This window comes from Flavobacterium sp. GW823-FHT06G12, assembly GCF_058794775.1.
Window position 1 is genome coordinate 104,465 of sequence record NZ_JBXAHE010000005.1, and the last position, 21,819, is coordinate 126,283.

Consider the following 21,819-nt stretch of genomic DNA (forward strand, 5'->3'; position numbering starts at 1 on the left):
AACTTACTTATTAAAATCAAAATAACTCATCATAAAATATAAAATCTATACAATTCCTTACAAAATGTCGTTTTGCCAGTAAATAAAGAGCATATGACAATTATCAGGGAAGTAAAAGAAAGATATATTGTATTTTTGCAGTTTACTTAAAATACAATAAAATGACAGCTTTAAAGGATATTTCGACAATAGAAGACATTCAGCAAATGGTTAACAGCTTTTATGCTAATGTTCGAAAAGACGATTTAATTGGTCCAATCTTTAATGATAAACTGCAAGATCGTTGGGAACCACATTTACAGAAAATGTACAACTTTTGGCAGACAATTTTATTTGATGTTCGTGCTTATTCTGGAACGCCATTTCCTCCGCATAAACAATTACCTGTAGACAAAACACACTTTGACCGCTGGATTGCCATTTTTAACTCAACAATCGATTCGCAATTTGCTGGACCAATAACCGAAGAAGCTAAAATGCGCGCTACCAATATGGCTTTTATGTTTAGTCATAAAATTGAGTATTTCAGAAATGCTGAAAATGAAATGAAAAATGCGATAAAAAAATCTTAAAAAATTTCTTTCAAATAAAAAGCAGAACTTTATATTTGGATAAAATGAATTAAACCCAAATCTATATTCTTTTATTTATGAAAAAAGTAATTTTCTTTATCGCAATCTGCTTATCTTTTTTTAATCAAATTATAGCACAAACAAAAGCTTCTAATTTATACAAAGGTACTGTCGATGGAAAAACCCCGATTACGCTTTACATTCAGACATCAGAAAATCAATGTAATGCCGATTTAAGCTATGCGGCAATGTATCGCTACAATAAATCAAAAAATTGGATTCAAATTTACCCTACTCAAAACAAAAAGAAAGAAAATGAATTTGTTATGGTTGAACACAATTTCAGTGGTGTTTTAATTTTACAGAAAAGCGGAAATACTTTCACTGGTTTATGGATTAGTCCTGATGCTAAAAAACAATTGAAAGTAGATGTGAAAGAAACTCCAATGACCAAAAAAGAGATTGAAAACTATGAACAAACAATGGAAAGAGTAAGTTTTGACAATAATGATTGCTAAAATTCTATTTATTTCAGCTCTTTAAAAATCTACAAAAATGCAATAAAATTCTATTTCGAATAAAAATTTTATGATAGATGATAAAAAAACGAGTCGTAAATTCGTAATTTTACATTTTAATCTACATCGTTTTCGAAATGAATCCAAACATTGAAACCAATCCGTTATTAGAGCGATTGCCTAAACATTTACAGCAATTCATCAAACCTCAAGATTATAGTGATTATACTCCTATTAATCAGGCAGTTTGGCGATATGTTATGCGTAAAAATGTAGATTATCTTTCTAAAGTAGCGCATCATTCTTATTTGGAAGGCTTACGCAAAACAGGAATCGAAATTGATTCTATTCCAAGCATGTACGGCATGAACCGAATTCTAAGCGAAATTGGCTGGGCTGCAGTTGCTGTTGATGGATTTATTCCGCCAAATGCTTTTATGGAATTTCAGGCTTACAATGTTCTAGTTATTGCGTCTGATATTAGACAATTGGAACATATTGAATATACTCCTGCTCCAGATATTATTCACGAAGGTGCTGGCCACGCTCCTATTATTGCAAATCCCGAATATGCTGAATATTTGAGACGTTTTGGCGAAATTGGCTGTAAAGCAATTTCGTCTCACAAAGATTATCAAATGTATGAAGCGATTCGTCTGCTTTCTATTTTAAAAGAAGCCGAAGATACGCCTCAAGAAAAAATCGACGAAGCTGAAAAAGCGGTAGCCGATTTGCAAAACGATATGGGCGAATTATCTGAAATGGCTCAAATTAGAAACTTACACTGGTGGACTGTTGAATATGGTTTGATTGGAACGGTTGAAAACCCAAAAATATACGGTGCTGGATTGCTTTCTTCAATTGGTGAAAGCGCCCACTGTATGACCGACAATGTGAAGAAAATACCTTATGATATTTCTGCTGCCAATCAGAACTTTGATATTACGCAATTACAACCACAACTTTATGTAACGCCAACTTTCTCTCATTTGAGTTTGATTTTGGAGGAATTTGCCAATAAAATGGCTCTACGAACTGGAGGTCTTTCTGGAATTCAAAAACTGATACAATCGAATGCTTTAGGAACAATCGAATTAAGTACGGGTTTACAAATCTCTGGAGTTTTCACAAATGTAATTGAAGAGGAAGGAAAACCCGTTTACATTCAGACTACAGGAAAAACGGCTCTTTCTTATCGCGAAAAAGAATTAGTCGGCCATGGAACTTTAACGCATCCTCACGGATTTGGAAGTCCGATTGGAAAACTAAAAGGTTTTAATCTGGCAATTGAAGATATGAGTCCGAAGGATTTGCAAGCTTACCGAATTGTAGAAAACGAAACGGTAAAATTGGAATTTGAAGGCAATATTATTGTTGAAGGTGAAATTATTACAGGTTCTAGAAATCTTCATGGAGAAATCATTTTAATCAGTTTTAGAAATTGCACCGTTACGCATGGAGAAACAGTTTTGTTTCAGCCTGAATGGGGCAATTATGATATGGCAATTGGTAAAAAAGTGATTTCGGCATTTTCAGGACCAGCCGATGTGAATAGTTTTGACTTAATTAATATTGTTCCGTCAACGAAAACCATAAAAGCAAAACATACTGATGAGCGTGATGAATTGGAGAATTTATACGCAACAGTTAGAGAAATCAGAACAAATAAAAGTTTTAAAAACGAATTAAAATCTGTTTTTGAAAAGCTTAAAAATAATCATTCAAACGACTGGTTGTTATCTGTTGAAATTGCAGAACTTTTGAAAGATTCAAATGAGAAACAGCTTTTACAGGAAGTACTAGTTTATTTAGATCAATTGAAAGAAAAACGTCCTGAAATTGCACATTTAATTTCTGGAGGATTGGATTTGATTTTTGATAGTTCTTTGCCACAAAGGCACTAAGACGCGAAGTTTTTTTTACTAAGTAAAACGTACCGTTTGTCATTTTGAGGAGAAATCTCCACAAGTAACTCCGCAACGAGAATCCAATCTTTGTCGAGCTTCTTGTGGAGATTTCTCCTTCGTCGAAATGACAAGATTGTGAAAGACAACCTCTGAACCTTTGCCTCTTTGAACCTTTACCTAAAGCTTCAAATCCTGAGTCAGCTCCGTTTCAGATTCAATAGTTTTCCCGTTATATTGCAGTTTCCAGCCCATTGAATTGGTCATAATTAAAATCTTAGACAATTCACTTATCAATCGGTTTTGGGCATTGGTTTTAAGTGTAGAATTTTCGATTTTTTTAGCCAGATTTGCCTTTACCGATTTATTAATTTTATTGTAATCATCTCCCGTAAACGGATTCAGTTTGCTTTGTTCTACATCATAAAACTGAATATCTGGATTGATGGTAATTTCTTCTTTCGGAATATTTAAAATCGTAATGGTTTTATTTTTCTCATCAATATCATATTTCATCTGATGCAGATCGTAAGCAACGGTAACATTTGCGTTGACCACAATAAGCGCTTTTTTCTCAAAAGAAATCATGTCCATTAAATATTTCTGCTGATTTTTATAGGTAATCACTTCAGAGAAATGTCCTTCGGTTACAACCAATTTTCCAACGTTAAGAATCTGCTGCTGAATTAAATTGGTATTGTACTGAATATCTGAATCATCTTCTTTTTTGAACTGGCAATATTTAAATCCCAGAACAATTATTAAAACGATAACTCCAACACCTATAATTCTTTTGATCAAGTTTTGCATTCCTCTAAAATATTTTAGACCAATTTACTCCTTTTTTTAGTTTTTTTTACCACGAATTACACTAATTACACTAATTTTTTGAAGCGTTTAATTTTTAATTTTTTCAAATTTTAATTTGTAAAATTGAAAAACACAGAAGAGAAATTTGTGCTAATTCGTGATCCCGATAGCTATCAGGAGTGGCAAATAAACTTAAAATGGATATCCAATAGCAATATTCAAAATTAGGTTGTCTTTTCTCCAAGAACTGTTTCCTAAATTAATATCATCAATCACCCAACGTTGCCCGTCTGGCAAAGCAGGATTTCGAAGAGGAATGGCTAGATCGGTTCTTAAAACCAAAAATGACAAATCGAAACGTAAACCAACTCCTGCCCCAACAGCAATTTCTTTCATAAAATCTTTTGAAATTTCTGCTCCAGGTTTATCAGGATCGGCATGTAAAAGCCAAATATTTCCAGCATCTACAAATACAGCACCTCTTACAATGCTAAACAATTTAGCGCGATATTCTGTATTGAATTCCAGTTTTAAATCGGCTGATTGATCTGGCGTATAATTATCATTTGTGGTTGGTGGAATAACATAACTTCCTGGTCCTAAAGTTCGTGCTCTAAATGCTCGAATACTATTGGTTCCTCCCACAACAAACTGTTTTGAAGCTGGAAGCGTATTCGAATTTCCGTAAGCAAATCCAGCTCCAACAATCAATCTGCTGGCTAATTCACTTTCTTTTCCAAGCTTTAGATAATGTCTAAAATCAGATCTGATTTTTACATATTGGCTAAACGGTACATCAAATATTGTCTTTACTTTGTTTGGATAGTCTGCTCCTGTAACCAAACCCGTAATGTTTCCTGCCAAATCCAATTCACCATTAAAATAGATCGTATTCTTTTTACGTTTTTGCATCGTGTTGGTGTACGTATAGTTATAGGTCGGACCAAAAATTAATTGTTTCTCAATCACCTTTCCTAATGCGGGATCATCTTCTATATCAGCCAAATATTCTGGTGTAACATGATTCGGACTTACATATGTAACATCAATCACATTCAGTTGATGTTCTTTACGAATGTTCTCTTTCCACATATATCCAAAAGAAGTGTTGAAAGAGTTTAAAGCATAAAGTTGTGTTCTTTTTTGGTATTCGTAACGTAGCGTTGCCTTAGTTCTAGGTACATATTCGCTATTTCCTTCAATATTAAAAGGCGTTATAAATCTTGGCCAAGTTAAACTTACTTCACCTCCGAGTTTATAAATATTCTTTCCTTTGTTTGTTCCACCAAGCTGAAAATCGGCTCCTCCAAAAACAGAAGCGGTAAACAATTCTGCTCCTCTCAAAAAATTTCGATTATTCCAATTTAAGTTTAATTCTGTACCAGTGTAACTCGCAGAATTGGTTTTACCGATAACTTCTACACGAATAAATTTTTTAGGCAAAAGCGTTAGAAAGTAATAAGAATCTAACGCATTCGGAATAGAATCAGACGGTTTAAATTCGTTCTTTACAAAACTAAATGTTCCCAGATTAACAAATCTGTTTAAAGTCAAATTATGATCTTTTCGATTGTAAACATCTCCTTTTTTAAAATAAATCGTACGATCATAAATTCTTGGTTTGAAAGTTTCTGTCGTATCAATTATCGTAAGATCTTTATATTGTGTCATGTTTCTTTTTCGATAAACCGCACTATCATTTGTTAGAGAATAATTTGGATACACAAAAATCTTATCAATTTTATAAGTGGTTAAAGCTTTTACTGGCGTATCATCTTTTATAACCAATCTAATTCTTACTTCGTGATCTCCTTTGCTGCTGTCTACTTTGGCCAAAATATAATCTGGATTAAAGTAGAAATAGCCTTTCTCTTTCAGTCTTGCATCGATTCTTTCTCTTTCTGCTTTAATAACATCCAAATCATAAGGCGCACCTACTTTAAGCAAACTTCTTCTGCTGCTTTTTGCAATAATCTTTGACATTTTTAAAGAATCGTCTGGAAATATCACGCTTTTTATAATGTATTGCTGTCTTGGCGTAACGATATACTCTGCCGTAACTCTTTTATTTCGAACAGTCGAATCGGCACTTACACGGGTTTTAAAATAGCCTCTATTTTCAGTAAAATTTCTAAGGACAGAAGCATTATAATCTAAATCTACCTGACTGAAAAGTACTGGCGGTTCTCCGACTTTATTTCTTAACCAATATCTTGTTCCTTTATCTTTTTTAGGTTCGCCAGCAAGATTATAGATTAATAATTTTGGACGCAAGCCAAAGATTTGCTTGTTTGGTTTTGGGCGCAACAAACCTTCGAGTTCCTTTTCTAATGCTTTTCGATTTTTCTTTTTCATAATCGAATCTTTTATCGTCACGGAACCTCCTGTATAAAGCAAATCGCCCTCTGGAAGGTATTTTGTATTACTGCATCCTACAACAAAAAATAAGGAAAGCAGTGCAATACACTTTATATAAAATGGGTTTATATGATTATGTTTTCTGCTCATTTCCTTCAATTGTTTTTTCGTCTTCGTTCTCCTGCAATTTTTCCTTTTCCTTCTGTTCTTTCTTTTTCTGTTTTTCTTTTTCCTTACGGACTTTATCTTCTTTTATCAATTCCTTTTCTTTTTCTGTACGATGGAAAAGTTCTCTAAATTTATTGTAACTCATCGTGATAACAAACGCGACACCAGTTTCAATTACCTGACCTTCTACAGCAACCTGATATTGGTTTTTACGATAAGCACGAATCATATAACGGCCATCTTTTGTCAATTGATAATCTAATGCAACATCGCCCGCAATGTTGGTTGTTTCTTCGTTGGCGCGTTCCTGTCCTTCTACTCCAAAACTGCTTCCAACAGTAACCTTCAAACGATCATCTAGTAATTTTTTAGAAACTTCGACATTCAAATCGGTTCTGTTTTGCATGGTTCCTGTTGTGTAATCTTCTGTCGATTCTAAGTCAAAATTCACTTCAAAACCTGTAATAAGATCTCCTGCCAGATTATTTAATTGCTGCGAAAGAATTTTACTTACACTTTGTCTAGCAAAAGATTCTGCATTTGTACCGCCACTTTCGCTAGAAAACGGATTTTCGCCCACAAATCGGTTTAATAATAAAAGTGCAAAAACCTGTTTATTCAATTCCGCTGGATCTTGCTCTAATTGTTTCAGTTTTGTTTGTGTCATTTCTACAACATCTGTAGAAACATTATAATTCCCTTCTGGAAGCACAATTCCGAAAGAGATTTCTGGTTTCAGCAATTCTCCATTCATTTTCAATAAAGTCTGAAATGGAAGTTTTTGTTTATAGGTATTTTGTACCGCTTGCGATTCTCCTTTTAATTGATTTCCTAATAAATCAATTGGTGCTGTGTTTACTTTATAAATGGCTGTAATATTTAAAGTTGCCATTGTTGGCTCACCATTCCAAGTGATAAAACTTCCTTGCTGAATATCGAACTTTCTTTTTATTCCGTTGAAATTCATCTGATAAGAACCGTCTGAGAATTCATATTTTCCGGTCAAAGTTGTTTTTCCAGATTGATCAATTCCTCCCACTAATTCTGCTTCACCTTTCAAATTCAGATAATCTCCATTCGACTTATCTATCAGCAGCGTCAATTCTGCTTCTTTATCAATCGAAATAGCAACATTCACATCCATTCCTTTCAATTCCGATTGATTCAGTTTATTCTGCATATCAACCGTTTGTTTGAGATAGGCATTATCTTCATCAACAAATTCTACAATTCCTTCTCGATCTGCAATTGACGGATCAGACTGAGGCATTACCACTGTAAACTTGGTTTCTTTGTTAATTTTAAGCGTTCCATCTACAATTGGACTATCCAAATTTCCTTTAATGTTTAGTTTTGTATCTAAAAACAAATCGCCATAAAACAAATCGTTGTCTTTTGCTTTTGAATGAATTGCTCTAAAATCATCTGCTTCTACAACCAAATTAAAATTGTATTTAACGAAATCTGGAGACTGAATGGTTCCGTTTACGTATAATTCATTGTCATTTTCGTCGAAAAGAGAGAATTTATCAAATGAAATCGTTTCATTGCTGAAAGTGATTTTTTCGTTTTTAGTTTTAAAATAAGAATTCAATTGCGTTACTCTAAAACCAGCATCATTAAAGTTCAATTCGCCATTAATTTTGGGAGCCGAAGTATTTCCAGTCAAATTAAAATTTCCAGATAAAAAGCCTTGTCCTTCGGTAATATTTCCCATACTGAAACCTTGAATGCTTTTAATGTACAGTTTGTTAATTACAACATCAAAATCAAAACTTCCAGCGTCTAATTGATAATCTCCTGTTAGTTTGAGATCATTTCCTTCATCGCTTAGCGTTACATTTGCGGCAAGCGTATTGGCAGTTTTATTGTCAACTTTTATTTCTAAATCACCAACTTTTGATCCTTTAAAAGTAAAATCATCAATTTTTAAATCTGATGTAAAAGTTGGATTGGTCATTACATTTTCAACCAAAGCATTTCCGTTTATCAAACCTTGCATTAACAATTCGTCTTTTTTGACCATATTCATAATGGTCTCAATTTTGAAGTTTACAAAATCGACTTGCAACGGTGCATTGTCTTGATTTCCTTGCGATTGTACTTTTAATTCATTTCCATTATTATTCAAATTGAATTTATTAACATATAATCTTTTTTCTCCAATTTCAATTGCATTTTCTGGATCGACATTCCATTTATCATAATTCAAAATGAAGTTTTCAGCATCCAGTTTTACTATATTTTTAGAATCTTCTGCTTTAAATTCGCCCGCAATAAAATACTGCTGTTTTTGTTTTGCATCTTGAACTTCGAGCGCATAAGTCAAAATATTATTTTGAACTTGTCCGCTTAGACTTGTAAACGGAATTTTTAAAGAACCGCTTTCAATTGTAGCAACAGAAACAGAATATTCTAAAGCATTTTCTTTTGCTTCAATATTGATTTTCCCGTCAGAAATGGTATTGTTTGCGTAAACAATTCTCGGAATCGTTCCTTTTACTTCCAACGAATCAGTCTGATTATTGTATTTTCCATTAATCGTAAAAGGCTCTAAACCTGTTAGTTTTGGCAATAATTTAAAAAGCACCGGATCATTATCTACCTTCAGCATAAATGCCAATCTTTGCTCATCTGATTCTGCATTGACTTTCGGATTTTTAAGATCTATATATTTCGATAATGATTTTTGAACTGAATTTGCTAAAGTCGTCAATTTGTATTTTCCGGTTACTTCTGCTTTTAGAAATTGAGACGAAATTTTAATTGAATTGCTGTCTTTGTCTGCGAAAGCAAAAACGCGAATCGAATCTAATACGATTGGCTCAACATCTTGCAAAATCTGAATATTGGATAAAAACACTTTTCCGTTAAGAAAATCAGGATTACTGTTGGTTATATCAGCATCGACATTTCCGCGCAGTTTCATTGGTCCTGCATGGAGATTCAATTTTTCTAAATCGGCAATATCTAAATTCAGTTTTAATTTTACAGTTGGATATTTGTCTTTTGTGTCTCCGCTTGCGGTCAAATTAAAATTCAGATTCGGATCTTTCATTCCAGATTTTACGGCAAAAGAACCATTTTCGATATTTCCTTTTAAAGCTAAATCTCTATAAGTGTATCGATTAAAAACCGCTTTCTGTACTAAACCATCAATCGCTGCATTTGCGGTTTTAGGATCTAAACCATTTCCTTTAACTTTCGCTTTAAGCGTAATTTTTCCGATCGAATCATTTTTAATTAATCGGCCTAAATCGAATTCCTGCAGAGAAACATCTGCATCGTATTTTTCTTTATTCTTAATTCGCTGATCAAAAAGAGCGTCTACTTTTGCATTTCCAAAACTGCTGTTTAAAGCCAAATTGGTTTTGAAATTCTGCACCGAACCTTTAAATTTTCCTTGCAAGCTTAGTTGCGAAGGCAATTGAATATTTTTAGGAATTGTTCCCGCAGGCACAAACATATTGATGTCTTTTGAAGTACTCGAAATCTTCTTGATATTGAGATCGTAATAGGCTTTTTGAGCATCAGGAAGTCCGGCAATTTTACCAGAAAGGGAAACTTTTGTAGAACCTATTCCACTCATTTCAAATTTCGAAATATTCAAATCTTTTACTTTTCCACTCACACGACTGTCTACGTACAGAATCGCATTTGGATTACTTTTAAACGGATTTGTTTGCTGCAAATCTGGAACGAACAGTAAAATGTCTTTAAAACCAATTTTTGATTGTTTTAAATTGGCATCAATAGCAAGATTTCCTAAATCTTTTTGAAGCGATTCTAACGATTTATATTGTGCTATAACTTTATCTTGAACGAGTGTTTGTGGCGTTTTTAAATATAGATTTTCTAAAGAAGCATTTTTTGGACCGTAAAAGAAGTCTGTTTTTAAAGCTTGAATTTGCAAACCGCTTTTTTCGTTGACAGTCAATGTTTGTATATTTCCAGAAATAGTATCATTTCCGTAATACAATTTCTCGGCTTTAAAATTGAATTTACTCAAATCTAAATGTGCGTAATCTAAACCTTTTGTTTTCGGTTTTGACTGCATATCATCAAACTTGAAAGCTATATTTTCTAAATTGGTCTCGTTTAGTTTTACTTTCCAACCTGCTTGTTTTATTGCCGTTGTATCTAAATTGGGAGTTTGAATTTGTTTATCTTTTGTACCTAATCTTAGATTTCCGCTAAGATTTTTTACTTCGAAAGTATCAAAATCTAAAAGCTGTTTGTTCAGATCGATTTGGTTTACGGCAAGATTTAAATTTCCTAAACGAATACCTGAATTTAATTTGGAATCTTTATTATCGTATAAAATATCGATTTTAGACAAAGTTATTTTATCCAATTTCAATTTAAAATCTGGACGTTTTGAAACGGTATCAACAGTTTTGACTGAAACTTCAGCTATTTTCTCCACAACATCTTGATCTAAAACTACTTTAAGTCCGTTTAAATTAATATTCGGAATATTAAAATCCATTTGATCTAAATCGAATTTCTTGAATTTAGTGTCAAAATGAGTCAGATTTACTCGAATGTCATTTTTAGAAAAATCATCCTTAAAATTAAATTTAACTTGATCGAGATTTACTTTTACAACAGAGACTTTGAAAGGTTTTGCATTTGGATCTTCAACTTTTGGTTCTTTAGACTCGAATGCTTTTAGGATGTAATCGAAATTAAAAACACCTTCTTTATTTCTTGAAATATTAGCTTTTACATTTTCTAATGAAACCGAATTGATTTCCAGTTCGCTGCTTACCAATTTAAAAAGATCAACATCAACTTCTAATCGTTTACCTGCCAGTAAAGTGTCTTTTTTTTTATCTTCAAAATAGAAACCTTCCAGCACTACATCTTTCGGAAATTTGATTAAGATTTTATCTAATGAAACTTTGGTTTTTATCTTACCCTGAAGATATGTTATCGCTTTATCCTTAACGAAATTTTGAACTGATGGAACTTGAATTAAAATAATGAGAAACAATAAAAGTGCAACTATAGAAACCACGCACCATAATAGTACACGAAGTATTTTTTTTAGAAAATGTTTCGGTTTCTTATTCATACGTCAATAAAATCTTTTAGATTAAAATTGCTTCTGAAAAAAGCAGAGTTAGACATCTTACAAAAATGTAAAATTTAAACCTTAACAATTTACACAATTATGAGGAATTATTCTAAAATTTTACTGCTAAATAAGTTTTTTTCTTGCTATAAAGGCGGTAAGGCACGAAGTCTTTTTTTTAAATTCTGTGAATTTCTTAAAACAAAATTAAAATTTAATGTGCGGTTGTTTTTTTCCTAAAGCTTCAATTTTCTGTTGCAATTTTGCCAGGAATTTTTGATGCTGTTCTGATTCTGGATTAAAACTTCTGTGACGTAGACTTTTTTGGATTTCGTCTACTTCTTTCATTGTAGAAAAACTGTCTTCTGAAATATTGCTTTCGCTAAAAAGCTTCCAAATATAATCTATCGCTATTTGGTTAGGATGAAGCATGTCTTCGGCATAAAAGCGATAATCGCGAAGTTCGTCCATCATGATTTCGTACGATGGAAAATAATTGTCAATTGTGAAGTGTGAAGTGTGATTTTTTAAAAAGCCATGCAATGCTGTAAATAAATGCGATTTACTTAATTGATTTTCTACAAAACCGTCTTTGATATGACGAACTGGAGAAATGGTAAATATGAAATTTATATTTGAATTTAAAGATTGAATTGACGCAATTGTATTTTGAATGCTTTTCTGAATTACTTCTGAAGGCAATAATTCTTTTGAGAATTCCTTTTGAGGCACTTTATGGCAATTGGCTACAATTTCATCTTTTTCAAGATTTCTATAAATCCAGGAAGTCCCAAAAGTGATGATAATATGCGTAGCTTCTTTAATTTGTTTATGCGTTTCTGCAATTGCCTTATTTAAAGATTCCAGCAATTCTTGACGATCAGAATTACTTAGATCAGAATGCACTTCGTAACTATGCCAACGTTCATTGTGAAAGAAAACATCTTTTTCTCCAAACATTTCTTGTTTAGAAATTCTATCGAATAATTTCTCAATTGAAACTGGATTAAAAATTATTCCAAACGGATTGGTTTCATTTTGAAATTTAAAATAATCGAATTTCTCCGCCATATTTTCTGCAAAACAAGATCCAATAGAAAGTACTTTTGAATTATATTCGATAGGATTTTTGCTTTTTGAAATTGGTATTTGAGTTCTAAATTGCATGATTTCTAATTTACACACGAATTTCATCAATTTTAACCAATAAAAAAACCAAATACAAAAGTATTTGGTTTCTATAATTAAAGTATGCTTTTACTTAGTAAAAAAACTCTTTTGATTCGGCAGCTGTTGTTCCGTCATCTTTGTAATTCGTAATTTTTGTCGGAAAATTATTTGCATCATATACAAGTTCGCTTTTGTATACTCTTGCCCCTTCTTCGTTTGAATAAGATGCTGTATACTTAACAACATTGTTCACAGAGCTATAAACAGAACCTTCACCTTCACTATGATCTATTAACAAATTGAATCCTGTAATGTTTTTAAATGGATTGTTTTTATTATCATATTCATATTGAGCTGTAAATACACTACCTGTTTCTGACTCTGTTTGAACACTTTTAACTAGATTTCCGTTCGCAAAAGTTAACACCTCAGAATAAACACTTTTTGTTTCTGCTCCTGTAGTACCATTTACGTTATAACGTTCTCTTTTTACTGTTCCATCTGCGTTATGTGTAAATACGATTCTACTTTTGTATTCACCATTAGGAAATGCTGTCGAAAAGCCTTCTGCATAAGTAGACTCTGTAAGTTTTCCGTTTGTATATTTATAAGTTGTGATGTCACTAATAATATCTGAACCACTTTCAGTATCATAGTTAATTTCTTTTACCACAAGATTACCATCATAAGTATAGTCAGTTCTTCCTGCTTCATCTTTCATGCTTACGATTTTGGTACCATTGTAAGTTGCTACATAAGTAGAATTTTCTGAAGGATATGCTACGCTAGAATATTTAATTGTTTTTGGCAAAATTGCACCTCCATCTTGATTGTCATCACTTGAACAAGATGTTAAAACTAGTGCTAAAGCACCAAATAAGCATAAAATTTTTTTCATTTCGATTTGGTTAAATTGATTATAAGCGCGAACTTACTAAAATTCATAACCAAACCTTTACGGGATTCCACATTCAAAGAAACACAACACAGCAATAAACACATAACCCAATGATAACCAACAACATAAAACTTAAAAATTAACGAGAAAATTTATCAAAAAAGAATGATTATAAATTAATCATTCTGCTATTCAAAAAAAAACAAATATCTAAAACATCTAGTTTAGATCAAGTTCTTTTTCATAATTGATAAATTGAGTTTTTTCTAAATAAAAAAAGCCAGAAACATTTGCATCTGGCTTTTTCTTATTTTAATTTACTAATTCAAATATTAATAAAAATATTCAGAAGTACCTAAACTATCAGATCCAGCATCTACTTCTTTAACTGGATAACCACTTTCATTATAAGTAAAAGTACTATTTGTCCATAAATCACCGTCTGATGTATCAGTCAAAATGTTGAATTTAACTCCACTTCCTTCTCCATCAACGAATGCAATTTTATCCATACCTAAAATATTTTTCATCGGGTTGTTCTTATTGTCATAAGTGTATTTATGACTTTCTGAGCTTGATTCACTTATGATCTCACTTACTTCACCATTTACAAATTTAATTGTACTAGTTGACCCTTCACTTGTTTGACTTTCACTATCTCCTGAATATGATTTAACTGTAATCGTTCCATCAGTATTATAAGTATAAACTTCTTTGTGTCCCCAATCCATATTTGGCTCTACTCTAAGAAAAGTTGTCAATTTACCATCAGCATTATAAGAATAAGTATTTACTTGATCTATTGTTCCGTCAGGATATTTAAACTCTATTTTCGTAATTAAATTCCCTGTATAAGTATAATACATGTTTGAATCACCCGTATCATCTATGGCACTTACTATTTTATTACCATCATATTTGTAGTTAATGGTGTATGTATCTCCCTCTGTATTTTTAATAACGGTTTTTCTAAGCAATACACCATCCGAAGAATCTGAAGAAGAATCATCACTTGAACAAGAAGTTAAAACTAGTGCTAAAGCACCAAATAGACATAAAATTTTTTTCATTTTGATTTGGTTAATTTGTTAATTGGCACAAACGTAACACAACAAAAAATTAAATCCTTACGGGTTTCCACATTTTAAAAAATAACACTTTTTCAAACACTTTTCAATAACCTATTAACAAACAAAATAGCCCAATAATTGCCTTATTAAAAAAAAACTAAAGACCAAAAATGCGTATAAATACTCAGGTTTTTTCTTTTATTTTATATCATTCGAAGGACTTTTAAAAAATTACATTTTTAATAACAGAAACTGACTACACAAACTAAAACAATTCCTTATTTTTGCATCTTCCATTTTTTTAAAATTCTTATATGAAATTATTATATACCTACATTATCAAGCATAAAATGCTTTTGTTTTTTGCTTTGATTATGGCTACTATCAACATTTGCTTCAGTTTATCAGATTCAGTAATTACCGGAAAACTTATGCAGGATTGCGGGGTTGGTTTGGCAAAATACAAAGGAAATGAAATCGGATTTATTAAATCATTGGCTTTCTGGCTCGGTCTTTCGCTTGGTGCTGCGATGATTTCTAGAATCACCAAAAACTTTCAGGATTATTTTACCAACGTTGTCATTCAGCGTACCGGTGCTCAAATGTATACTGACGGAATTAAGAAATCTCTCGATCTTCCGTATGCTGAATTTGAAGATCAGCGAAGCGGAGAAACGTTGAGCAAACTGACAAAAGTTAGAATTGATTCTGAAAAACTTATCACACTTTCTATTTCGCTAATCTTTCAAACTATTATAGGTTTCATTTTCGTTATTGTTTATGTTGCCCGAATAGATTTTAGAATCTCTATTATCTTTTTAATTACAGCTCCAATTATTGCTTTGGTGAGTTTGTATTTAGGAAAGAAAATTAAAATTGTTTCTCGAAAAATTGTGAATCAAACCAATGCATTGGCAGGTTCTACAACGGAAAGTTTACGAAACATTGAGTTAGTAAAAAGTCTTGGTTTAACGTATCAAGAAGAAAAGCGTCTGAACTTAAACACTTTCAAAATTCTTCAATTAGAATTAGAGAAAATTCGTTTCATCAGAAGTTTGAGTTTTATTCAAGGAACAACCGTTCACTTTTTAAGAACTTGCGTTGTTTTTGCTCTTTATTATTTCTTGTTCGGAGGAAAAATCATTGTTGGTGATTTATTGACAATGGTATTTTTTACTTTTTTCATTTTTGGTCCTTTACAAGAGTTAGGAAACTTTATTATTGCTTTGAATGAAACAAAAGTTTCTATGGAAAATTTCAGAAACTTACTGAATGCTCCAAAAGAGTTTCGTCCAAAAAGTCCTAAACATATTGGTGCAATTCAAAAACTACTTTTCCAAAATGTTAGTTTTCAGCACAAAACTGCCAAATTTAAAGCGGTTGAAAATATTAATTTCGAAATCAAACAAGGACAAACCGTTGCTTTTGTTGGTCCGTCTGGATCTGGAAAAACAACTTTAGTAAAATTATTAGTCGGATTATATACTCCTGCCGAAGGCCAAGTTTTGTATAACGACATTGATTCTACAGATGTTGATTTATTAGATTTAAGAAAACAGCTTGGTTTTGTTACTCAAGATGCTCAATTATTCTCAGGAACAATTCGAGAAAACTTATTATTTGTTAAGCCAAACGCAACCGACGAAGATTTATATGATGCCTTAAAACGCGCAAGCTGCGATAAGCTTTTAAGACGTGCCGAAGATGGTCTAAATACTACAATTGGTGAAGGCGGAATCAAAGTTTCGGGTGGAGAAAAACAACGTTTATCTATCGCGAGAGCAATTTTAAGAAATCCGAATTTATTGATTTTTGATGAAGCTACTTCTGCTTTAGATTCTATTACCGAAGAAGAAATCAACGATACAATCAGAAATATCTCAGACAAAAATAGAATCACCGTCTTAATTGCTCATAGATTGTCTACTGTAATGCACGCTGATAAGATATTTGTTTTAGAACAAGGTAAAATTATCGAACAAGGTAAACACGAAGATTTGATTGTAGAAAAAGGATTGTATTACGCTATGTGGCGCCAGCAGATTGGAGAGCGAAAATAGTTTTCTAAGCTTCTGAGGTGCTAAGTTGCTAAGGTGCTAAGTTTTTTTTATCCTTATTTGTCATTTCGACGAAGGAGACCCGAGCGATAGCGAACAGGCGAAGCAAATCTTCGCAAGCAACTCCGCAACGAAAATTCAATCTTTGTCGAGCTTCTCGTGAAGATTTCTCCTTTGTCGAAATGACAGAAAATGAGAGAAAAATCTTTTTTAATCATTTTAATCTGTGGCAAAAAATAAAACCCGATAAGTTTTAAAACTTATCGGGTTTACTTTTTAAAAACTTAGCCTCTTAGAAGCTTAGTATCTTAGAATCTACTTAACAAAATCTACAGCTTTAGTAAGTGCTTCCCCAATTCCGTCAACATTTTTACCTCCTGCTGTTGCAAAGAAAGGCTGGCCTCCGCCGCCACCTTGGATGTATTTCCCTAATTCGCGAACAACCTGTCCTGCGTTTAAGTTTTTGGCTGCTACAATTTCTTTAGAAATATAGCATGTTAACATTGGTTTTCCTTCGTGCGCTGTAGCCAAAACAATAAATAAATTGTTATACGAACCACCTAACTCGTAAGCTAAATCTTTTGCTCCTTCTGGATTTAAATCTACCTGTTTTGCTAAAAATTGAACTCCGTTGATTTCTTGTAATTCTTTAGCTAAATGAGCTTTCATATTTTTAGCTTTATCCTTCAATAGAGCTTCTAATTGTTTTTTCAATTGAGCATTTTCGTCTTGTAATGCCTGAATTGCTTTTACAGGATCTGGAGCATTTTTAAGCACTTCTTTAATTTCTCCAAAAGAAATTGCTTGAGACTCAAAATACTCTTTTGCAGCTTCACTTGTAATTGCTTCAATTCTTCTAATTCCTGCCGCAACTGCTCCTTCAGAAATAATTTTAAAGTGCCAGATGTCAGATGTGTTAGCAACGTGCGTTCCTCCACATAATTCAACAGAATCTCCGAATTTAATTGTACGAACTAAATCTCCATACTTCTCACCAAATAATGCAATTGCACCATCTTCAAGGGCTTGATCTTTTGGAATTGCTCTTTTTTCGATTAATGGCAAACTCTCACGAATCCTTGCATTTACAAAGTTTTCAACTTCTAATAATTCTTCATCTGTAACTTTAGCAAAATGAGAAAAGTCAAAACGTAATGAAGCATTTCTTACCATCGAACCTTTTTGCTCTATATGAGTTCCTAAAATCTTACGTAAACCTTGGTGTAACAAGTGTGTAGCCGAGTGATTTGAAGAAGTTTTAGCTCTTTGAATTGCATCAACAACAGCATTAAAAGTTCCTGTAAGGTTCTCCGGCAATGATTTTGCCAAATGTACCGTTTGGTTGTTTTCTTTTTTAGTGTCAATGATATAAATAATATCTCCGTTTTGCGCTTCTAAATATCCTTTATCTCCAGTTTGTCCTCCGCTTTCTCCGTAAAATGGAGTTGCATTAAAAACCAATTGGAAAATTTCTCCATCTTTTGCACTCTCAACTCTACGATATTTTGTAATCTTAACTTGTTGCGCTAATCTATCATAACCAACAAATTCCTGAACATCATCTTCAATAATTACATGCCAATCTCCAGCTGTTACTTTAGAAGCTGCACGAGATCTTTCTTTCTGTAATTGCAATTGTTCTTTAAATCCTTCCTCGTCCAATTTCAATCCTTTTTCTGAAAGAATCAAAGCCGTTAAATCGATTGGGAAACCATATGTATCATACAATTCGAAAGCTTTTTTCCCATCGATTGTATCGCCAGTATTATTTAAAATTACAGCATCTAAAAGAATCAATCCTTGATCTAATGTTTTTAGGAAAGAGTTTTCTTCTTCACGAATTACATTCGAACAAAGTGCTTTTTGCGTTCTGATTTCTGGGAAAGAATCTCCCATTTGCTCGCTTAAAGTCTCAACCAATTTATAAATAAATGGCTCTTTTGTTCCTAAGAAAGTAAATCCGTAACGAATAGCACGACGTAAAATTCTACGAATAACATAACCCGCACCAGTGTTAGAAGGCAATTGTCCGTCAGCAATAGCAAAAGCTACCGCGCGAACGTGATCTGCTACTACGCGAATTGCAATATTTATTTTTTCTTCGGCTTCATTTGAAGCTTTAACCGTATATTTTGCTCCAGTAATCGTTTCGATTTCTCTAATCAAAGGCATAAAAACATCAGTATCATAGTTTGATGTTTTTCCTTGTAAAGCCATACACAAACGCTCAAATCCCATTCCGGTATCTACGTGTTGTGCCGGAAGTTTTTCTAACGAACCATCTGCTTTACGGTTGAATTCCATGAATACATTATTCCAGATTTCAACAACTTGCGGGTGATCATTATTAACTAAACTTTTTCCAGAAACCAAAGCTTTTTCTTCTGCAGAACGTAAATCAACATGAATTTCAGAACAAGGTCCACATGGTCCTTGATCTCCCATTTCCCAGAAATTGTCTTTTTTATTTCCTAAAATAATTCGATCTTCATCAATTAAAGTCTTCCAGATATCCCAAGCTTCTTGGTCAAAAGGAACATTATCTTCTTTACTTCCTTCAAAAACAGAAACGTAAAGATTTTCTTTTGGAATCTTATAAACCTCAGTCAATAATTCCCAAGCCCAGTTGATCGCTTCTTTTTTGAAGTAATCACCAAAAGACCAGTTTCCTAACATTTCAAACATTGTGTGGTGGTAAGTATCGATACCAACCTCCTCAAGGTCATTATGTTTTCCTGAAACACGAAGACATTTTTGTGTATCGGCTATTCTTGGACTTTTTGGAGTTCCGTTTCCTAAGAAAAATTCTTTAAACTGGGCCATTCCCGAGTTATTGAACATTAAGGTTGGGTCGTCTTTAAGAACAATAGGAGCTGATGGAACAATAGTATGTCCTTTACTCTCAAAAAAATCTAAAAATTGTTTACGTACGTCTTGTGATTTCATATTTTAATTAGAAAATGTGTCTGTTTAATGTGTCAATTTGATAACGTGCTGATTACGTTTTATTTTCAATCAATAATGCGTTAATTTTTAAAATCGAAAACTAAAAACTTATGTTTTACAACAATAAAATTGCTAATTTGCGCATTATATAATTTAAGTAATTCTCCCCAAATTATCAAATTATTTTGTTCTTGTAAAAAAGCCCAAACAACTGAAACATTTTGTCAAATTGTTCGTCTAAGTTATTTTACAAGCTGCAAAAATAGCGTATTTTAAAATATGGCGAAAGTAAAATATTATTACGACTCAGAAAATCTGGCTTATACGAAAATAAAAACCAGAAAAAGAATAAAAATTGGTTACGCATTACTGTTTTTATTGGCATCAGCACTATTTGGATTTTTAGTTTTTGTACTTCTAATTAATACCCCTTATTTTGAAACCCCAAAAGATCGTTTACAAGCCCGCGAAATCGAAAATTTAAAACTGCAATATGCTATTTTGAATAAAAAATTGGATGAAATTGATGAAGCCGCAGATGCATTAGAAGAACGTGACAATAATATTTACCGCGTCTATTTTAATAAAGCTGAAATTCCAGATTCTATAAGAAAAGCTGGTTTTAAAAATTCTGACCGATATAAAATTCTTGAAGGATATAATAATTCGCAATTGGTTTTAAATACCACCAAAAGAATTGATAAACTTTCAAAACAATTAGCAATTCAGTCCAAATCTTTAGATGAAATTTTAAAATTAGCTGGAGCAAAAGAAAATTTATTATTAGCAATTCCTGCCATTCAGCCAGTACGAAATGAAAATTTAAAACGTGTCGCGTCAGGTTTTGGATACCGCATTGACCCTTTCACGAAAGTCAGAAAAATGCATAACGGAATGGATTTCACGGCCAATACAGGCGCTCCAATATACGCAACAGGAGACGGAGTCGTTGACAGAGCTGACAATACTGCTTCTGGATACGGAAATCATATTGTGATCAGGCATGGTTTTGGATATGAAAGTTTGTATGCGCATTTAAGCAAATACAACTGTCATCCTGGACAGCGAGTAAAACGCGGCGATGTTATTGGTTACGTTGGAAGCACAGGAAGATCTGAAGGCCCGCATTGTCATTACGAAGTGCATAAAGACGGAAAAGTAGTTAATCCGTTGAATTTTTATTACGGAAATATTTCAGCTGTAGAATATGTGGCAATTTCACAAATGGCAAACCAAGAAAACCAATCATTAGATTAATAGTACAAAAAATACTATTTTTGATGTAAAATAGAAAAAAACAAACCATGCATATTGAACTTTCTAAAGACAAAAGATATTACAGTATTGGCGAAGTAGCCAAAGCTTTTAATGTCAATGCTTCTTTGATACGATTTTGGGACAGCGAATTTGACATTCTAAAACCTAAAAAAAATGCCAAAGGAAACAGAATGTTCACACCAGAAGATATTACCAACCTTCAATTGATTTATCACTTAGTAAAAGAAAGAGGATTTACTTTAGAAGGTGCCAAAACACACTTAAAAGAAGGTCAGAAGAAGACGTTAGATAAATTCGAAATAATACGTAAATTAGAATTGATAAAAACGCAACTAAACGACATCAAAAACGAATTGTAATTAAAAATTGAAATAAACTTAAATCAAAACAAATATGAAAAAGTGGTTGATCCCTGTTGGAATTATTGTAGCTTTTATTGCTATTATCGCATTTTGGTCGATTGGAATTAAAAATACTGCTTTACAAAAAAGTCAAGCTGTTAACAAAGAGTGGGGAAATGTTCAAACCGCTTACCAAAGACGTAATGATCTTATCGGAAATTTAGTAAACACTGTTAAAGGTGCTGCAGACTTTGAAAAAGGAACTTTAACTGCTGTAATCGAAGCTCGTGCAAAAGCTACATCTGTAACAATTGATCCAAGCAACGTAACTCCAGAACAATTGGCACAATTTAACCAAGCGCAAAGCGGTGTATCTTCTTCTTTATCAAGATTATTAGTTTCTGTTGAGCAATATCCAACATTAAAAGCAAACGAAAACTTCTTAAAATTACAAGACGAATTGGCTAGCACTGAAAATCAGATTTTAACAGCTAGAACTCGTTTCAATGAATCTGTACAAGATTACAACGGATATGTTTTAAAGATTCCAAACAACTGGTTCTTGAGCGAATACAAAGAGAAACCATACTTTGAAGCTTCTACTGGAGCAGACAAACCTGTTGAAGTAAAATTCTAAAAAAAAATTAAACTC

General features: G+C 32.6%; 14 protein-coding genes. 7 read left to right on the forward strand and 7 right to left on the reverse strand.

Going from position 1 to position 21,819, the window contains the following annotated elements:
- Window positions 1-161 precede the first annotated feature (161 nt).
- From AC1Q5Z_RS18855 to AC1Q5Z_RS18865, 3 genes are all read left to right on the forward strand, one after another.
- Entirely contained in the window at window positions 162-572 is a 411-nt protein-coding gene (locus AC1Q5Z_RS18855) for a group III truncated hemoglobin (RefSeq protein ID WP_198857558.1), read from the forward strand.
- A gap of 77 nt (window positions 573-649) precedes the next feature.
- Window positions 650-1,090: a hypothetical protein gene (locus tag AC1Q5Z_RS18860; protein ID WP_343587270.1), complete on the forward strand. Its 441-nt coding sequence runs from the start codon at window positions 650-652 to the stop codon at window positions 1,088-1,090.
- Between the two features lie 137 nt (window positions 1,091-1,227).
- Window positions 1,228-2,994 (forward strand): aromatic amino acid hydroxylase, encoded by a 1,767-nt coding sequence (locus AC1Q5Z_RS18865; protein WP_492446364.1) that lies wholly within the window; start codon window positions 1,228-1,230, stop codon window positions 2,992-2,994.
- 180 nt (window positions 2,995-3,174) lie between these two features.
- Here the strand turns inward: AC1Q5Z_RS18865 and AC1Q5Z_RS18870 are convergent, their stop codons facing one another.
- From AC1Q5Z_RS18870 to AC1Q5Z_RS18895, 6 genes are all read right to left on the reverse strand, one after another.
- Window positions 3,175-3,804, reverse strand: a complete 630-nt coding sequence (locus AC1Q5Z_RS18870) for a DUF4230 domain-containing protein (protein ID WP_198857561.1) — start codon at window positions 3,802-3,804, stop codon at window positions 3,175-3,177.
- A gap of 192 nt (window positions 3,805-3,996) precedes the next feature.
- A complete protein-coding gene (tamL, locus tag AC1Q5Z_RS18875) occupies window positions 3,997-6,312 on the reverse strand; it encodes a translocation and assembly module lipoprotein TamL (protein ID WP_343587274.1) in 2,316 nt (771 codons plus the stop codon).
- Window positions 6,296-11,407, reverse strand: a complete 5,112-nt coding sequence (locus tag AC1Q5Z_RS18880) for a translocation/assembly module TamB domain-containing protein (protein ID WP_492446367.1) — start codon at window positions 11,405-11,407, stop codon at window positions 6,296-6,298. Before AC1Q5Z_RS18880 ends, tamL begins: the two co-directional genes overlap by 17 nt.
- Window positions 11,408-11,614: 207 nt before the next feature.
- Window positions 11,615-12,574: a GSCFA domain-containing protein gene (locus tag AC1Q5Z_RS18885; protein ID WP_343587415.1), complete on the reverse strand. Its 960-nt coding sequence runs from the start codon at window positions 12,572-12,574 to the stop codon at window positions 11,615-11,617.
- 94 nt (window positions 12,575-12,668) lie between these two features.
- A complete protein-coding gene (locus AC1Q5Z_RS18890) occupies window positions 12,669-13,475 on the reverse strand; it encodes a membrane lipoprotein lipid attachment site-containing protein (protein WP_198857564.1) in 807 nt (268 codons plus the stop codon).
- Between the two features lie 332 nt (window positions 13,476-13,807).
- Complete coding sequence (locus tag AC1Q5Z_RS18895; protein ID WP_343587279.1) at window positions 13,808-14,545, reverse strand: hypothetical protein; 738 nt, start codon at window positions 14,543-14,545, stop codon at window positions 13,808-13,810.
- A 314-nt stretch (window positions 14,546-14,859) separates the two neighbouring features.
- Here AC1Q5Z_RS18895 and AC1Q5Z_RS18900 point away from each other — a divergent pair, with 314 nt between their 5' ends.
- Window positions 14,860-16,605, forward strand: a complete 1,746-nt coding sequence (locus AC1Q5Z_RS18900; protein WP_198857566.1) for an ABC transporter ATP-binding protein — start codon at window positions 14,860-14,862, stop codon at window positions 16,603-16,605.
- Between the two features lie 312 nt (window positions 16,606-16,917).
- Here AC1Q5Z_RS18900 and alaS read toward each other — a convergent pair whose 3' ends face one another.
- On the reverse strand, window positions 16,918-19,548 hold the full coding sequence (alaS, locus tag AC1Q5Z_RS18905) for an alanine--tRNA ligase (RefSeq protein WP_492446370.1): 2,631 nt from the start codon (window positions 19,546-19,548) through the stop codon (window positions 16,918-16,920).
- A gap of 279 nt (window positions 19,549-19,827) precedes the next feature.
- On the opposite strand from alaS, the gene AC1Q5Z_RS18910 reads away from it, so the two are divergent.
- From AC1Q5Z_RS18910 to AC1Q5Z_RS18920, 3 genes are read left to right on the forward strand one after another with little or no spacing between them, the layout of a single operon-like run.
- On the forward strand, window positions 19,828-20,805 hold the full coding sequence (locus AC1Q5Z_RS18910) for a M23 family metallopeptidase (RefSeq protein ID WP_278022635.1): 978 nt from the start codon (window positions 19,828-19,830) through the stop codon (window positions 20,803-20,805).
- 47 nt (window positions 20,806-20,852) lie between these two features.
- Window positions 20,853-21,185 carry a MerR family transcriptional regulator gene (locus AC1Q5Z_RS18915; RefSeq protein WP_198857569.1) on the forward strand — a complete coding sequence of 111 codons (333 nt, stop codon included), beginning with the start codon at window positions 20,853-20,855 and terminating at the stop codon, window positions 21,183-21,185.
- A 34-nt stretch (window positions 21,186-21,219) separates the two neighbouring features.
- Complete coding sequence (locus tag AC1Q5Z_RS18920) at window positions 21,220-21,804, forward strand: LemA family protein (RefSeq protein WP_198857570.1); 585 nt, start codon at window positions 21,220-21,222, stop codon at window positions 21,802-21,804.
- Window positions 21,805-21,819 lie beyond the last annotated feature (15 nt).

Coding starts and splice junctions, on each gene's coding strand:
- AC1Q5Z_RS18855 (WP_198857558.1), top strand. CDS start 162: ATGACAGCTTTAAAGGATATTTCGACAATAGAAGACATTCAGCAAATG.
- AC1Q5Z_RS18860 (WP_343587270.1), top strand. CDS start 650: ATGAAAAAAGTAATTTTCTTTATCGCAATCTGCTTATCTTTTTTTAAT.
- AC1Q5Z_RS18865 (WP_492446364.1), top strand. CDS start 1,228: ATGAATCCAAACATTGAAACCAATCCGTTATTAGAGCGATTGCCTAAA.
- AC1Q5Z_RS18870 (WP_198857561.1), bottom strand. CDS start 3,804: ATGCAAAACTTGATCAAAAGAATTATAGGTGTTGGAGTTATCGTTTTA.
- tamL (WP_343587274.1), bottom strand. CDS start 6,312: ATGAGCAGAAAACATAATCATATAAACCCATTTTATATAAAGTGTATT.
- AC1Q5Z_RS18880 (WP_492446367.1), bottom strand. CDS start 11,407: ATGAATAAGAAACCGAAACATTTTCTAAAAAAAATACTTCGTGTACTA.
- AC1Q5Z_RS18885 (WP_343587415.1), bottom strand. CDS start 12,574: ATGCAATTTAGAACTCAAATACCAATTTCAAAAAGCAAAAATCCTATC.
- AC1Q5Z_RS18890 (WP_198857564.1), bottom strand. CDS start 13,475: ATGAAAAAAATTTTATGCTTATTTGGTGCTTTAGCACTAGTTTTAACA.
- AC1Q5Z_RS18895 (WP_343587279.1), bottom strand. CDS start 14,545: ATGAAAAAAATTTTATGTCTATTTGGTGCTTTAGCACTAGTTTTAACT.
- AC1Q5Z_RS18900 (WP_198857566.1), top strand. CDS start 14,860: ATGAAATTATTATATACCTACATTATCAAGCATAAAATGCTTTTGTTT.
- alaS (WP_492446370.1), bottom strand. CDS start 19,548: ATGAAATCACAAGACGTACGTAAACAATTTTTAGATTTTTTTGAGAGT.
- AC1Q5Z_RS18910 (WP_278022635.1), top strand. CDS start 19,828: ATGGCGAAAGTAAAATATTATTACGACTCAGAAAATCTGGCTTATACG.
- AC1Q5Z_RS18915 (WP_198857569.1), top strand. CDS start 20,853: ATGCATATTGAACTTTCTAAAGACAAAAGATATTACAGTATTGGCGAA.
- AC1Q5Z_RS18920 (WP_198857570.1), top strand. CDS start 21,220: ATGAAAAAGTGGTTGATCCCTGTTGGAATTATTGTAGCTTTTATTGCT.